Annotated in this window: 12 protein-coding genes; 4 read left to right on the top strand and 8 right to left on the bottom strand. The window is 64.8% G+C overall.

Annotation, left to right across the window (positions count from 1 at the left end):
* Window positions 1-162 precede the first annotated feature (162 nt).
* Complete coding sequence (locus AC1TXO_RS00940) at window positions 163-1,950, top strand: monovalent cation:proton antiporter-2 (CPA2) family protein (RefSeq protein ID WP_486404649.1); 1,788 nt, start codon at window positions 163-165, stop codon at window positions 1,948-1,950.
* 90 nt (window positions 1,951-2,040) lie between these two features.
* Here AC1TXO_RS00940 and AC1TXO_RS00935 read toward each other — a convergent pair whose 3' ends face one another.
* The 3 genes from AC1TXO_RS00935 to AC1TXO_RS00925 form a co-directional block, all read right to left on the bottom strand.
* Entirely contained in the window at window positions 2,041-2,325 is a 285-nt protein-coding gene (locus AC1TXO_RS00935) for a HigA family addiction module antitoxin (RefSeq protein ID WP_486404648.1), read from the bottom strand.
* A gap of 10 nt (window positions 2,326-2,335) precedes the next feature.
* Complete coding sequence (locus AC1TXO_RS00930) at window positions 2,336-2,614, bottom strand: type II toxin-antitoxin system RelE/ParE family toxin (protein ID WP_486404647.1); 279 nt, start codon at window positions 2,612-2,614, stop codon at window positions 2,336-2,338.
* A gap of 261 nt (window positions 2,615-2,875) precedes the next feature.
* Window positions 2,876-3,694, bottom strand: coding sequence for an alpha/beta fold hydrolase (locus AC1TXO_RS00925; RefSeq protein ID WP_486404646.1), 819 nt, complete (start codon window positions 3,692-3,694; stop codon window positions 2,876-2,878).
* Between the two features lie 172 nt (window positions 3,695-3,866).
* Here AC1TXO_RS00925 and AC1TXO_RS00920 point away from each other — a divergent pair, with 172 nt between their 5' ends.
* The gene (locus tag AC1TXO_RS00920; RefSeq protein ID WP_486404645.1) at window positions 3,867-4,778 is read left to right on the top strand and encodes a LysR substrate-binding domain-containing protein; all 912 of its coding nucleotides are present in this window, start codon (window positions 3,867-3,869) and stop codon (window positions 4,776-4,778) included.
* A gap of 3 nt (window positions 4,779-4,781) precedes the next feature.
* Here AC1TXO_RS00920 and AC1TXO_RS00915 read toward each other — a convergent pair whose 3' ends face one another.
* The 3 genes from AC1TXO_RS00915 to ycaC form a co-directional block, all read right to left on the bottom strand.
* Window positions 4,782-6,752: an amidohydrolase gene (locus AC1TXO_RS00915; RefSeq protein ID WP_486404644.1), complete on the bottom strand. Its 1,971-nt coding sequence runs from the start codon at window positions 6,750-6,752 to the stop codon at window positions 4,782-4,784.
* A gap of 68 nt (window positions 6,753-6,820) precedes the next feature.
* Complete coding sequence (locus tag AC1TXO_RS00910) at window positions 6,821-7,372, bottom strand: antibiotic biosynthesis monooxygenase (protein WP_486404643.1); 552 nt, start codon at window positions 7,370-7,372, stop codon at window positions 6,821-6,823.
* 57 nt (window positions 7,373-7,429) lie between these two features.
* Entirely contained in the window at window positions 7,430-8,059 is a 630-nt protein-coding gene (gene ycaC, locus AC1TXO_RS00905; RefSeq protein WP_054893711.1) for an isochorismate family cysteine hydrolase YcaC, read from the bottom strand.
* A gap of 231 nt (window positions 8,060-8,290) precedes the next feature.
* Here ycaC and AC1TXO_RS00900 point away from each other — a divergent pair, with 231 nt between their 5' ends.
* Window positions 8,291-9,718 (top strand): mechanosensitive ion channel domain-containing protein, encoded by a 1,428-nt coding sequence (locus AC1TXO_RS00900; protein ID WP_486404642.1) that lies wholly within the window; start codon window positions 8,291-8,293, stop codon window positions 9,716-9,718.
* 33 nt (window positions 9,719-9,751) lie between these two features.
* Here the strand turns inward: AC1TXO_RS00900 and amaA are convergent, their stop codons facing one another.
* On the bottom strand, window positions 9,752-11,038 hold the full coding sequence (amaA, locus tag AC1TXO_RS00895) for an L-pipecolate oxidase (RefSeq protein ID WP_486404641.1): 1,287 nt from the start codon (window positions 11,036-11,038) through the stop codon (window positions 9,752-9,754).
* Window positions 11,039-11,097: 59 nt separating this feature from the next.
* Window positions 11,098-12,588 carry an L-piperidine-6-carboxylate dehydrogenase gene (gene amaB, locus AC1TXO_RS00890; RefSeq protein WP_486404640.1) on the bottom strand — a complete coding sequence of 497 codons (1,491 nt, stop codon included), beginning with the start codon at window positions 12,586-12,588 and terminating at the stop codon, window positions 11,098-11,100.
* Between the two features lie 137 nt (window positions 12,589-12,725).
* On the opposite strand from amaB, the gene AC1TXO_RS00885 reads away from it, so the two are divergent.
* Window positions 12,726-13,616 carry a LysR family transcriptional regulator gene (locus tag AC1TXO_RS00885; RefSeq protein WP_486404639.1) on the top strand — a complete coding sequence of 297 codons (891 nt, stop codon included), beginning with the start codon at window positions 12,726-12,728 and terminating at the stop codon, window positions 13,614-13,616.
* Window positions 13,617-13,754 lie beyond the last annotated feature (138 nt).

Genomic DNA, 13,754 nt, shown 5'->3' with positions numbered 1-13,754 from the left:
CAAGCCCGCGAAGAGGCCCGTGAGGGCTACAAAGGCTCCAAATCCTGAACGCTCCTTCCCACCCCCGATGGTTGCCCCCTCCCCCCGGCCGAGACGAAAATGCCTACCGTCCCCGGCGCCTGCTCACACAGCGCTTCACCCAAGCTTCCTGGAGTTTTTCCCATGCCACATGAAGGCAGCATCCTGCAGACCGCAGTGATCTTCCTGCTTGCCGCCGTCGTCGCCGTGCCCCTTGCCAAGCGCCTGCAGCTGGGGGCCGTCATCGGCTACCTGCTGGCCGGCGTGGCCATTGGTCCACAAGCGCTGGGCCTGATTCGCGACACCGAGAGCGTGGCGCACATTTCCGAACTGGGCGTGGTCCTGCTGCTGTTCATCATCGGCCTCGAACTCTCGCCGCGACGCCTGTGGCTGATGCGCAAGGCGGTGTTCGGCGTGGGCCTGGCGCAAGTGGTGCTGACCGGCGCGATCATTGGCGCCATCGCCCTGTTCGGGTTCGCCCAGTCACTGCCGGCAGCGCTGGTGCTCGGCCTGGGCCTGGCGTTGTCATCCACCGCGCTGGGCCTGCAGAGCCTGGCCGAAAGCAAGCAACTGAACGCTCCCCATGGGCGCCTGGCCTTTGCCATCCTGCTGTTCCAGGACATCGCGGCAATCCCGCTGATCGCGCTGGTGCCGCTGCTGGCAGCCAGTGGGCCGGACACCAGCCACGGCGACAGCATCGAGCACGGTCTGCGGGTGTTCGGCAGCATCGCCATCGTCATCGTCGGCGGGCGCTACCTGCTGCGACCGCTGTTTCGCATCGTCGCCCGTACCGGGCTGCCGGAGGTGTCCACCGCCACTGCACTGCTGGTGGTGATCGGCACCGCCTGGCTGATGGAGGAAGCTGGCATCTCCATGGCGCTCGGCGCGTTTCTCGCCGGCTTGCTGCTGGCCGACTCCGAATACCGCCACGAACTGGAATCGCAGATCGAACCGTTCAAGGGTTTGCTGCTGGGGCTGTTCTTCATCAGCGTCGGCATGGGTGCGAATCTTGGCCTGCTGCTGGAATCGCCCGCGCTGCTGCTGGGCCTGACCCTGCTGCTGGTGGCGGTGAAGCTGCCGCTGCTGATGCTGGTCGGTCGCGCGGTCGGTGGCCTGAACAACCTGAGCGCACTGCGCCTGGGCCTGGTGCTGGCGGCCGGCGGTGAATTCGCGTTCGTGGTGTTCAAGCTGGGCAAGGACCAGGGCCTGTTCGACGCCTATACCTACGACCTGCTGCTGATGACCATCACCCTGTCGATGGCCCTGACGCCGATGTTGCTGCTGGCCAGCGCGCGCCTGATCAAGCGCCCGGCTCCGGCCCGCGAAGTGCCGGAGCAATACCGCACGATCCAGGCCGACGCCCCGCGCGTGGTGATCATCGGCATGGGCCGCATGGGCCAGATCGTGGCGCGCATCCTGCGGGCACAGAAGGTGTCGTTCATTGCTCTGGACACCTCGGTCGATGCGATCGAGATGACCCGCACCTTCGAGCAGGCCCCGGTGTTCTACGGCGACCCGATGCGCCCCGAGGTGCTGCATGCAGCCAAGGTCGGCGAGGCCGAGTATTTCGTCATCACCACCGACGATCCAGAGGCGACCATCCGCATCGCCGAGCGGGTCAAGCATGAGTACCCGCACCTGAAGGTGATCGCCCGGGCGCGCAACCGCCAGCACGTGCACAAGCTGCTCGACGTCGGCGCCGAGCCGATTCGCGAGACCTTCCACTCGAGCCTGGAGATGACCCGCCTGACCCTGATCGGCCTGGGTCTGAGCGAAGCCCAGGCGGCGGACCGCATCCAGCGCTTCACCGAGCACGACCAGCAGGTGCTGGAGGCGCAGGGGCTGGTGCGCAATGACCGGGCGAAGGTGATGCAGACGGCCAAGGAGGCCAGGGTGGAGCTGCAGCGGCTGTTCGAGTCCGATAGCGACTGAGCTGGAAGAGTTTGGGGCTGTGACACAGCCCCTGCGATAAGACGATACCTGCTCGACGTCGCACCACGACGGATGAAGCTCACCTACCGCTCAAGCAAATCCCAGCCGCGCGATTGGCGGATGCTCACGATGGGCAGCCTGCCAAAGATCATACGCTGCCTGCTCTGCCAGATACTGGCGGGCACTGCCCAAACCAGCCAGTTCAAGGCGGTACGCAAGATCGGCAGAGATGGCCGCGCGTCCATTTATCACTGTGGACAGCTGGCCTCTGGAGTAACCGAGATGACGAGCAAGCGCGCAGATGCTCAGGCCAATCGCTGGCAGAATATCCTCACGCAATGCTTCACCGGGATGGGGGGGGTTATGCATGGGCATGACAAGCCTCCTAGTGATAGTCCAGATAGTCCACAAGCTCCGCATCAGTACCGACAAAGCGAAATACCAGTCGCCAATTTCCCGATACGCTGACAGCCCAGTAACCTTCCAACTGTCCTCGCAGAGGATGAAGACGGTTTCCCGGGCGCTCCATGTCATATGGGCACTTAGCACTTTCTAGCGAGGCCAGGAGTCGTCGCAAGCGCAAGGCATGGTCGGCACGAACACCTGATCTATCGTCACGTTGATAAAGAGCCTTGAGGCCTTTGTGCCTGAAGCTTCGTATCATGACAACCAAAGTGTAAGGTCAAACCTTACACACCTCAAGCACGACAGAACCATCCGAATGTTGCTCCTCTGCACGGAAGTCAAGATTCTGTGCCAAGAGGCGCTGCGCAAGGCAGCTCCAGCTTTCTATCAAAAACGTCGGAGCCTTCCTGAATATCGGTATGACCTGATACCTCAGAAATCCACCCTCACAAAAAGCAAAGAGGGCGACTGTCTCCAGTCGCCCTTGCTGCCGCAGTCGTGCACGCCCAGCCTCAGCCGATCACCTCGCCAGAAACGCCAGCAAGTCGTCGTTCAGCTGTTGCGCATGGGTCACGGCAAAGCCGTGTGGTGCGCCCGGATACACCTTCAATTGCGCACCCTCGATCATCTCGGCGGCTTTCTTGCCGGTAGTCTCGAACGGCACCACCTGGTCGTCATCACCGTGGATCACCAGGGTCGGTACATCGATCCTGGCCATGTCCGGGCGGAAGTCGGTTTCCGAGAAGGCCGTCACGCAATCGATGGTGCCCTTGAGCGAGGCGAGCAGGGCAATGTTCAAGGTCTGGGCCTGCACGCCCTGGGAGACTTTCTGCCCGTGGTTGATGCCATAGAACGGCGCCGCGAAATCGAAAATGAACTGCGCACGGTCGGCACGCAGGCCGTCGCGGATGCCGTCGAACACCGACTTGTCGACGCCCTCGGGGTTGTCGGCCGTCTTGATGAACAGGGGCGTTACCGCACCCAGCAGCACCAGCCCGGCCACGCGCTCGCTGCCATGCTTGGCGATGTAGCGGGTGACGTCGCCACCGCCCATGGAGAAACCGACCAGGGTGACGTCACGCAGGTCCAGGTGTTCGATCAACTGGGCGATGTCATCGGCGAAGGTGTCGTAGTCGTAACCGTTCCACGGCTGGCTGGAGCGCCCGAAGCCGCGGCGGTCGAAAGCGATGGTGCGATAGCCGCGGCTGGCCAGGAACTCCATCTGGCCATCCCACATGTCGGCGTCCAGCGGCCAGCCGTGGCTGAACAGCACGGGCTTGCCGCTGCCCCAGTCCTTGTAATAGATCGCGGTGCCATCGCGGGTGACGAGTGTGCTCATGTCGGTATCTCCTGAAAGTCGGGTAGGTCTGGATCTTGAGTGTGGGCCGCGTGGATCATTCCATCGCGCGGCCAGGCGGCATTGCAGGTCAACGCGTTGCAGCTTAAAAACAGAGCGTTCGCTGCGGTAGACTGCAGAAATTGCCCGTAGCGTTCTGTCTGGAGAACGATGTTTGGAAGACCTCAACTCCCTCTACTTCTTCACCCAGGTGGTCGAGCACGGCGGCTTCGCCCCGGCGGGCCGGGCGCTGGACATGCCCAAGTCGAAACTCAGCCGGCGCATCGCCGACCTGGAAGAGCGCCTGGGTGTTCGCCTGCTGCACCGCACCAGCCGTCATTGTTCGCTCACCGAGATCGGCCAGGCCTACTACAACCGCTGCCTGGCGATGCGGGTGGAGGCCGAGGGCGCAGCCGAGATCATCGAACGCAACCGCAGCGAACCGCGCGGCCTGGTGCGCATCAGCTGCCCGACCACCCTGCTCAACTCCTGGGTCGGGCCGATGCTCACCCGCTACATGCTCAAGTACCCGCAGGTCGAGCTGTTCATCGAAAGCACCAACCGCCGCGTCGACCTGCTGCACGAAGGTTTCGACGTGGCGTTGCGGGTGCGCTTCCCACCGCTGGAGAACACCGACATGGTGATGAAGGTGCTGAGCAACAGCACCCAGTGCCTGGTGGGGCACCCGTCGTTTCTCGCGCAATTGCCCGAGGGCTTCGCGCCGCAGGCGCTGGGTGCGCTGCCAAGCCTGCACTGGGGCGCGGCGCAGCGGGAGTATCAGTGGGAGCTGTTCCAGGGCGAGGACATGGCGCGCAAGCTGGTGATCACGCACACGCCGCGGATGGTGACCGACGACCTGTTCGCGCTGCGGCATTTCGTGCTGGCCGGGGTAGGCATCGCGCACCTGCCACGGGTGTCGGTGCGCGAGGATCTGGCCCAGGGACGCTTGGTGGAGCTGCTGCCGCAGTGGCAGCCGCGCTGCGGGATCGTCCATGCGATCTTCCCGTCGCGGCGCGGGCTGCTGCCTTCGGTACGCTCGCTGATCGACCATCTGGCCGAGGAGTTCGCGGTCAGCGATATGGCCTGAGCTTCAGAACGCGAAGCAGGAACAGCCCAGCGCACCCCAGAAGCCCTGGTAGTCGCTCACCGGCACGCTGGAATGGCGTGCCTTCTCATGGCTGTGCGCATGCACCCCGCACGGCCCGACGCACTGGTGTACCGCCGCCGCCAGCGGCGCACCGGCGCGCCAGTGCCCCGGCACCTTGGCCACCGGCGACCACTCGGGCACCACCGGGATCTGCGCCGGCCCGAGCTTGTCGAACTCCGCCGCGCCGTACACCACCTTGCCATCGACCACGGTCAGCACCGACTCGATGCTCTTGATCGCCTCTTCCTCGACGCTGAAGAAGTCCAGCGACAGCGCCGCCAGGTCAGCCAGCTGCCCGACCTTGATCTGCCCCTTCTTGCCCTGCTCGCTGGAGAACCAGGCGCTGCCATGGGTGAACAGCTCGAGCGCAGTGGCCCGGCTCAGGCCCTCCGGGTACAGCTCCAGGCCGCCGACAGTCTTGCCGCTGACCATCCAGTATAGCGAGGTCCATGGGTTGTAGCTCGACACCCGGGTGGCATCGGTGCCTGCACCGACCGGCACGCCCTCGGCAAGCATGCGCTGGATCGGCGGGGTCTTCTCGGCCGCCTTGGCGCCGTAGCGGTCAACGAAATACTCACCCTGGAAGGCCATGCGGTCCTGGATGGCGATGCCGCCGTTCAACGCCCGCACCCGCTCGATGTTCCTCGGCGAGATGGTTTCGGCGTGGTCGAAGAACCATGGCAGGTTGTTGAACGGAATGTCACGGTTGACCTTCTCGAACACATCGAGCATGCGCGAGATGGACTCGTCGTAGGTGGCATGTAGGCGGAACGGCCAGCGCTGCTCGACCAGGTGACGGATCACCGGTTCCAGTTCTTCTTCCATGGTCTGCGGCAGATCCGGGCGCGGCTCGAGGAAGTCCTCGAAGTCGGCGGCGGAGAACACCAGCATCTCGCCCGCACCGTTGTGGCGCAAAAAATCGGTGCCGCTGTGGACCTTCACGCTCGAGGTCCACTTCTTGAAGTCGTCCAGCTCTTCCTTGGGCTTCTGGGTGAACAGGTTGTAGGCGATGCGCACGGTCAATTGGTCGTTGTCGGCCAGTTGCTGGATCACCGAATAGTCGTCCGGGAAGTTCTGGTAGCCGCCGCCGGCGTCGATGGCGCTGGTCAGGCCGAGGCGGTTGAGCTCGCGCATGAACTGGCGGGTCGAGTTGACCTGATACTCCAGCGGCAGCTTCGGCCCCTTGGCCAGGGTGGCGTAGAGGATGGTGGCGTTGGGGCGGGCGATGAGCATGCCGGTCGGGTTGCCGAACTTGTCCCGCTGGATCTCGCCGCCCGGCGGGTTGGGCGTATCCTTGGTGTAGCCGACGGCGCGCAGTGCCGCACGGTTGAGCAGCGCGCGGTCGTACAGGTGGAGGATGAACACCGGAGTGTCGGGCGCCGCCTGGTTGATTTCTTCGAGTGTCGGCATGCGCTTTTCGGCGAACTGGAATTCGTTCCAGCCCCCCACCACCCGCACCCACTGCGGCGTCGGCGTGCGCAGGGCCTGCTCCTTGAGCATGCGCAAGGCGTCGGCCAGCGACGGCACGCCTTCCCAGCGCAGTTCGAGGTTGTAGTTAAGGCCACCACGGATCAGGTGCAGGTGCGAGTCGTTCAGGCCCGGGATCACCGTGCGCTGCTTCAGGTCGATGATCTGCGTGCTCACGCCTTTGTGGGCCATGGCCTCGGCATCGCTCCCCACGGCGAGGAAACGCCCGTCCTTGATGGCCACGGCAGTGGCGGTGGGGTTTTCGCGGTCGACGGTGTGCAGCTTGCCGTTGAACAGAATGAGGTCGGCGGTCATGGGATCTCCTGAAATGTCGGCATGGGCGGATTGGCTGAATGGCAGTGCGGACCACAGTGCGCCGGCAGCGCCAAGCAGGGTGCTGTTGGCGAGGAAACGGCGGCGGCTCTTGTCGGTAGGATCCTGGTTCATGGTGCTCTCCGTCCGGTGGGGTGATCGGCAGGCGTTTGAACGCTAGCAGTGGATCGTCGGCTGTGCGCTCAACGGCGCAACCATCCGGCGCAGCAACGCGTCACCCAGGGCATGATGAAGAACACCACCGGGAGGATGACGCAGAGGTTGACCAGCAGGTTGCTCGCCAGCGGCCCGGCCAGCGGCGGTACTTCTGCGAACAACGGCGCCAGCAACAGGGGTACCAGCAAGGTCATCGGGCAGATCACCAGGTAGGTGAGCAGCGCCTGCTTCCAGCGCGCCGCTGGCGTGGCCGCGTCGGCGGACGGGGTGAACCAGAACTCCGGATCATCGTGGATGCGGGTCTGGTCGCCCTCCTCCAGCAGCGGCAGCACCTCGGCCACCAGGCGCTGGCGCTCCGGCGAATCGACCCAGGCACGCAGTTGCCCTGCATCGGCGAAACGCACCACGGTGGTGAACTGGCCGCCGTTGTCGTCCGGCCGGATCACGTTGACATCCAGATGACCGGGCTGGCGGCGGGCGACACCAACGGTGTGACGCAGCCAGGTTTCGTATCGCGCCAGGGCATCGGCCCGGACCTTGTGCTGGATCACCAGGGTGACCACGCTGCTGTTGTTCATCGCTGGGTACCTGAGCAGGGTTGACCAGGCGCCGGGGTCGGCGCCTGGCGGGGTGGATCACTTGCCAGCGGTGAGGGCGTTGTAGCTGGTGATCAGGTTGCGGTAGTCCGGGATGTGGTTCGAGCACAGCGCGGCCAGGCCTTCGACGTCGTTGCGCCAGTCGCGGTGCAGCTCGCAGGCCACGCCGAACCAGGTCATCAGCTGTGCACCGGCAGCTTCCATGCGGCGCCAGGCGGCATCACGGGTCATTTCGTTGAAGGTGCCGGACGCATCGGCTACCACGAACACTTCGAAGTCCTCGGCCAGGGCCGACAGCGCCGGGAAGGCCACGCACACTTCGGTTACCACGCCGGCGATGATCAGTTGCTTCTTGCCGGTGGCCTTCACTGCCTTGACGAAGTCTTCGTTGTCCCAGGCGTTGATCTGGCCAGGGCGGGCAATGTAGGGCGCGTCCGGGAACAGCGCCTTGAGCTCCGGTACCAGCGGACCGTTGGGGCCTTGCTCGAAGCTGGTGGTGAGGATGGTCGGCAGGTTGAAGAACTTGGCCAGGTCGGCCAGCGCCAGCACGTTGTTCTTGAACTTGTCCGGCTCGATGTCGCGCACCAGCGACAGCAGGCCAGCCTGGTGGTCGACCAGCAGTACGGCGGCGTCGTCTTTGTTCAGGCGGTTGTAGGTGAATTGGCTCATGGTCTTGCTCCTTCGGGTGGGGTGGGTTGTTGTCTCGACTGCATGGGCACAGATTAGAAAACTCACGTTTTTTGCGGTAGATAGTGAAAAACGGCCTTAGCGTTCTTCTTTTGGAACGATAAAGGCGATGTCGCCCTCTACGCGGGAGACCCACCCGCACAGATGCCCCATTGCCTGGGCAATCAACCTGCTCTTTACTACCCCTCAGCCCTCCCCCACCCCGAGACCGCCATGCTGGCCTTCATCCAGTCCTACCCCCTGCTGCTGGGTATCTGCCTGATCTTCCTCGACCTGCTGCTCTGGCAACTGATCCCGCTCGAGCGCAGGGCCTGGAGGATCGCCACGCGCCTGGGCATCTTCATGATTTTCAGCGCCGTGTTGCTCGCGGCCGGCATGAGCCCGCTGCAACCCCCGCCCTGGGCCGACGATGTTTCGCGCAACCTGATCGCCACGGTGCTGACCATCGGCTGGTGGCTGTTCGGGGCGCGCACGGTGACGGTGGTGTTCGGCCTGCTGATGATCGCCCGTGGCAGCCACGGCGGGCGCCTGCTGCAGGATGTGGTGGGGGCGCTGATCTTCCTCGCTGCCGCGGTGGCAGCGGCGGCCTATGTCCTGCAGCTGCCGGTGAAGGGGCTGCTGGCGACGTCGGGGGTAATGGCCATCGTCATCGGCCTGGCACTGCAGAGCACCCTGGCCGACGTGTTCTCCGGCATCGTGCTCAACACTACGCGGCCCTACCAGATCGGCGACTCGATCTCCATCGACGGCACCGAAGGCAAGGTGGTCGATATCGACTGGCGCGCCACCCGGATGATCACCGGCAGCGGTAGCCTGGCGGTGATTCCCAACTCGGTGGCGGCCAAGGCACGCCTGCTCAACCACAGCCGGCCTGCCGATCGGCATGGTGTGTCGATCAGCGTGGTGGTGCCTGCCAGGGTCCGCCCCAAGCGGGTCTTCGATGCCCTGGAAAAGGCGCTGCAGGGCAGCAGCGCCCTGCTCGCCTCACCGGCGCCGAAGGTGTCGGTGAAAACCTCGACGCTGGACTCGGTGGAGTACGAGGCCAGTGCTTTCATCGCCGATGCGGCGCACAAGACCGAGGTGCGCAACCAGCTGTTCGACCTCGCCCACCGTCACCTGGAGGCCAGCGGGGTGATGTGGAACAGCGACCTTGCCGTTGCACCGCGCAGTCGCCAGCGCGAACTGCTCGACGAGGTCCGGGTGTTCCGCTCGCTGAGCAGCGACGAACGTGATGCCCTGAGCCAGCGGATGATGGCGGTGGAGTACTTGGCCGGGCAGGTGCTGCTGGAAGTGGGCGCGCAGTCCGACCACCTGCTGGTGATCGGCAGCGGCGTGATCCAGGCCTCCATCCGCAATGGCGACAAGCTGGTGGAAGCCGGACGCATGGGCCCGGGGGAGGTGCTGGGGATCGAGGGCATCATGGATGAAGAGAGCTCGTTCGCCGAGTTCCGTACCCTGACCGGTTGCCTGCTCTATCGGATCGACAAGGAACAGGTGCGCAGTTGCCTGGCCGAGCGCGGCGAGGTGAAGCAGGCGCTGAGCAAACTGCAGCGTTTCAGGCTGCAGAGCCGCGAATCACTGTTGCTGCAGAAACCGGCGGTGGTGAAGAAGGGCGGGTTCCTGAGCTGGCTGCACAAGTAGGGCCTTCACGCTGCGCGCGAGAAGGCCACGGGATCACAGCACCACGCGCAGGCACTGCCCCGCGTGATACAGCGAGAAACCCGATTCGTAGAACGCCGTGCGCAAGGACGGCGCACTCACCGGCCGCATCGGCGCAAACGGGATCGGCAGGCGCTGCGGATCGTCCTTGAGCAGGAATTCGGCAAAGGCCCGACCGATCACGGTGCCGGTGGTGTTGCCACGGCCGTTGTAGCCGGTCACTGCCACCAACCCCGGCGCCGGCTCGAACAGGCGCATCAGGTGGTCAGGGGTGAAGTCGATGCAACCGGTCCAGTGCATCTCCCATTCAAGGCGGCCAAGCTCGGGGAAGTAATGGCCCTGGATGCGATCGGCCCAGCTGCGCACGAACCACGCCGGTTTGTTGTCGACCCGCCCCAGGCTGCCAAGCAGCAGGCGGCCCTGGTCGTCACGACGGATGCTGCTGAGCACGGTCCGGGTATCCCACGAGCCTTGGCCATGGGGGAGGATTCTGTCGGCTGCCGCGCCCTGCAGCGGCCTGGAAGCGATCTGGTAGTAGTAGCCGCGGAAGAAGTGCTTCTGCAGGTTGCTCCACTCGCCTTCGGTGTAGGCGCCGGTCGAGATCACCACCTTGTCGGCACGCACGCTGCCAGCGGCGGTAGTGACGCGCCAGGCATCGCCGTCGCGCTGTACGCCCTGGACCGGCGACTGCTGGAACAGTGTGCCGCCCAGGCGCTGCACGGCGGCGGCCAGGCCCTGGGTATAGGCCATGGGGTTGATGGTGCCGGCGCGGCGGTCGAGCAGCGCCGTGGAAATCTTGTCGGTACCGCAGTACTCCTGGCATTCGGCGCCCGTCAGCAGGTCCACGTCGGCGCCACGGCGACGCCATTGCTCATGGCGCGCCTGGAGGTCGGCAATGCCGGCGGCGTTGTGCGCCATGTGCAGGTTGCCCTTGTGCTGCGCCTGGCAGTCGATGCCCAGGCGCTCGATCATGGCAAAGACCTCGGCTGGTGCGTCACCGAGCACCTTGTTCAGGCGTGCGCCGTGCTCCACACCCAAGGTCGCCTCGACATCATCGGGGCGAATCCAGGTCCCGGCGTTGACCAGCCCGACATTGCGCCCGGAGCCACCCTGCCCGACCTTCCACGCCTCCAGCACGATCACCGAACGCCCCTGCTCGAGCAGGTGGATCGCCGCCGACAACCCGGTGATGCCGGCGCCGATCACGCAGACATCGGCCTTGTGCTCACCGGCCAGCGCCTGTGAGGCGATGCTGGGCGGGGTGATCGACTCCCACAGACACGCTTGACGCAGTTCGGACATGGCCCGGCTCCAGCAATATTGTTCTTGTTGCGGTTGGGGCGGCGTGCCGCCCATTGGCCTCAATCGAATACGATGCCCTGTGCCAGCGGCAGCTCACGCGAGTAGTTCACGGTGTTGGTCTGACGACGCATGTAGCCTTTCCACGCATCCGAACCAGACTCGCGCCCGCCGCCCGTCTCTTTCTCGCCACCGAAGGCGCCGCCGATTTCCGCACCGCTGGTGCCGATGTTGACGTTGGCGATGCCGCAGTCGCTGCCCGCAGCGCTCTGGAAGCGTTCGGCCTCGCGCAGGTCGGTGGTGAAGATGCACGACGACAGGCCCTGGGGCACCTCGTTGTTCAGGCGCAGGGCCTCTTCGAAGTCGTCGTAGGCCAGCACGTAGAGGATCGGCGCGAAGGTCTCGTGACGCACCACTTCGCTCTGCGCCGGCATCTCGGCAATGGCGGGCGATACGTAGTAGGCATTGGGGTACTGCTCGGCCAGTTGACGCTCGCCGCCGAAGACCTTGCCACCCTCGTCGCGGGCCTTGGCCAGCGCACCTTGCATGGCGTCGAACGACTGCTTGTCGATCAGCGGGCCGACCAGGTTGTCGTTGCGCGGATCACCGATGCGCACCTTGGCGTAGGCGGCCTTGACCCGGGCAACCACTTCGTCCTTGATCGAACGGTGCACGATCAGGCGGCGCAGGGTGGTGCAGCGCTGGCCGGCGGTGCCGACAGCCGAGAACAGGATGCCGCGCACGGCCAGGTCGAGGTCGGCGCTCGGCGCCAGGATCATGGCGTTGTTGCCGCCCAGTTCGAGAATGCTGCGGCCGAAGCGCGCCGCGACACGCGGGCCCACTTCGCGGCCCATGCGGGTGCTGCCGGTGGCGCTGACCAGCGGCACGCGCGGGTCGTCGACCAGGGCTTCACCGGCCTCACGGCCACCGATCACCAGCTGGCTGAGCCCTTGCGGCGCATCGCCAAAGGCTTTCAGCGCCTTTTCGAACAGCGCCTGGCAGGCCAGGGCGGTCAGCGGAGTCTTTTCCGAAGGCTTCCATACCACCGAGTTGCCGGCCACCAGTGCCAGCGTGGTGTTCCACGCCCAGACCGCAACCGGGAAGTTGAAGGCGCTGATCACCCCGACCACCCCCAGCGGGTGCCAGGATTCACGCATATGGTGGCCTGGGCGCTCGGAGGCGATGGTCAGGCCGTACAGCTGGCGCGAGAGGCCCACGGCGAAATCGCAGATGTCGATCATTTCCTGCACTTCACCCAAGCCTTCCTGGGTGATCTTGCCGGCCTCGATGGACACCAGCTCGCCCAGGTCGGCCTTGTGCGCGCGCAGCACTTCGCCGAACAGGCGCACCAGCTCGCCGCGGCGCGGGGCCGGCACGTTGCGCCAGCGTTCGAAGGCGTGCTGCGCCTGGTCGATGCGCGCGGTGGTCTCGGCCTTGCCGAGCAGTTTCACCGTGGCGATCTGGCTGCCGTCGATCGGCGTGTGAACAGGGTAGTCGCCCTGGGTGTGATCCACGGCGGCAACGCCGAGGCGCTCGAGCAATCCAGCAACCATTGTGCTTCTCCTACATCGGGTGAAGGGTTGTAAAGGTGATAAGGATCAGTATTAATCCGATTACATCGCCGCAACAAACGACCTTTATTCCTCTTATCATTCCCCTCAGGAATGGTAAAGCTGCCGTAGAGAATGCCATGTCCAAACGCCTGGTTCCGTCGATGACGGCCCTGCAGTGCTTCGAAGCTGCCGCCCGTCACCTCAACTTCACCCGCGCTGCCGAAGAGCTGCACCTGACCCAGAGTGCGGTCAGCAAGCAGGTTGCGCAGCTCGAGGAGATGCTGCGCAACCACCTGTTCCTGCGCATTCGCAAGCGCCTGCAACTGACGCCGGCTGGCGCGCTGTATTTGGCCGAGGTCAACAAGATCCTCACCCAGGTGGACATGTCCAGCCGCTACGTCCTTACCTACGGCGAGCAGACCGAAGTATTGAAGGTAGCCACTCAACCGAGTTTCGGCGTGCGCTGGCTGATTCCGCAGCTGAAAGGCTTCGGCAAGCGCCACCCGAACATCCATCTGGACATCCGCAACGAGATGGAGCCGTTCGCCCTGCTGCAGGGCTCGGCCGACGTGGTGTTCTTCTTCGGCCAGGGCACCTGGCCAGGGGCAACCTGCGTGGAGCTGTTCGGCGAGGAAGTGGTGCCGGTATGCGCCCCGGAGCTGCTTGACGGGCAGGCGCTGGAAGGCCCGGGCGCCGTGGCCGGGCTGGTGTTGCTGCAAAGCACTTCGCGGCCCGAGGCCTGGCATGAATGGTTCCTGGAGCAGGGGCTGCACACCGACAACAGTTACCACGGCCCACGCTTCGACACCTTCTATATGGCCCTCAGCGCTGCGCAATCCGGTTGCGGCGTGGCCCTGGTGCCGCGCTACCTGGTGGCCAGGGAACTGGCCGAAGGCAGCCTGGTGATCGCCTGGGAGCATGCGATGCCGAGCAACGGCAAGCACTACCTGGCCTTTGCCGAGCATGCGGCGGAAGTGCCCAAGGTGCGGGCGTTGGTGGAGTGGATTCGCGCGCAGTTGCCAGGGTGATGCGCTGCGGCGACTTGTCCCGCCATAGGGCCGAAAAATTCAATCGTAAAAGGAATGACCCTCGAACTTTTTTTCGCTTGTGGACGAAGTGCATTCCCAGCTCTCATGTATAGGTCTCCACCGCCCTTCAGGAAGCCA

The sequence above is a fragment of the Pseudomonas sp. FA117 genome (assembly GCF_057370475.1).
The sequence above is the reverse complement of the archived record's forward strand: the minus strand, read 5'-3'. Positions and strand labels throughout refer to the sequence as shown.

Coding starts and splice junctions, on each gene's coding strand:
- AC1TXO_RS00940 (WP_486404649.1), top strand. CDS start 163: ATGCCACATGAAGGCAGCATCCTGCAGACCGCAGTGATCTTCCTGCTT.
- AC1TXO_RS00935 (WP_486404648.1), bottom strand. CDS start 2,325: ATGCCCATGCATAACCCCCCCCATCCCGGTGAAGCATTGCGTGAGGAT.
- AC1TXO_RS00930 (WP_486404647.1), bottom strand. CDS start 2,614: ATGATACGAAGCTTCAGGCACAAAGGCCTCAAGGCTCTTTATCAACGT.
- AC1TXO_RS00925 (WP_486404646.1), bottom strand. CDS start 3,694: ATGAGCACACTCGTCACCCGCGATGGCACCGCGATCTATTACAAGGAC.
- AC1TXO_RS00915 (WP_486404644.1), bottom strand. CDS start 6,752: ATGAACCAGGATCCTACCGACAAGAGCCGCCGCCGTTTCCTCGCCAAC.
- AC1TXO_RS00910 (WP_486404643.1), bottom strand. CDS start 7,372: ATGAACAACAGCAGCGTGGTCACCCTGGTGATCCAGCACAAGGTCCGG.
- ycaC (WP_054893711.1), bottom strand. CDS start 8,059: ATGAGCCAATTCACCTACAACCGCCTGAACAAAGACGACGCCGCCGTA.
- AC1TXO_RS00900 (WP_486404642.1), top strand. CDS start 8,291: ATGCTGGCCTTCATCCAGTCCTACCCCCTGCTGCTGGGTATCTGCCTG.
- amaA (WP_486404641.1), bottom strand. CDS start 11,038: ATGTCCGAACTGCGTCAAGCGTGTCTGTGGGAGTCGATCACCCCGCCC.
- amaB (WP_486404640.1), bottom strand. CDS start 12,588: ATGGTTGCTGGATTGCTCGAGCGCCTCGGCGTTGCCGCCGTGGATCAC.
- AC1TXO_RS00885 (WP_486404639.1), top strand. CDS start 12,726: ATGTCCAAACGCCTGGTTCCGTCGATGACGGCCCTGCAGTGCTTCGAA.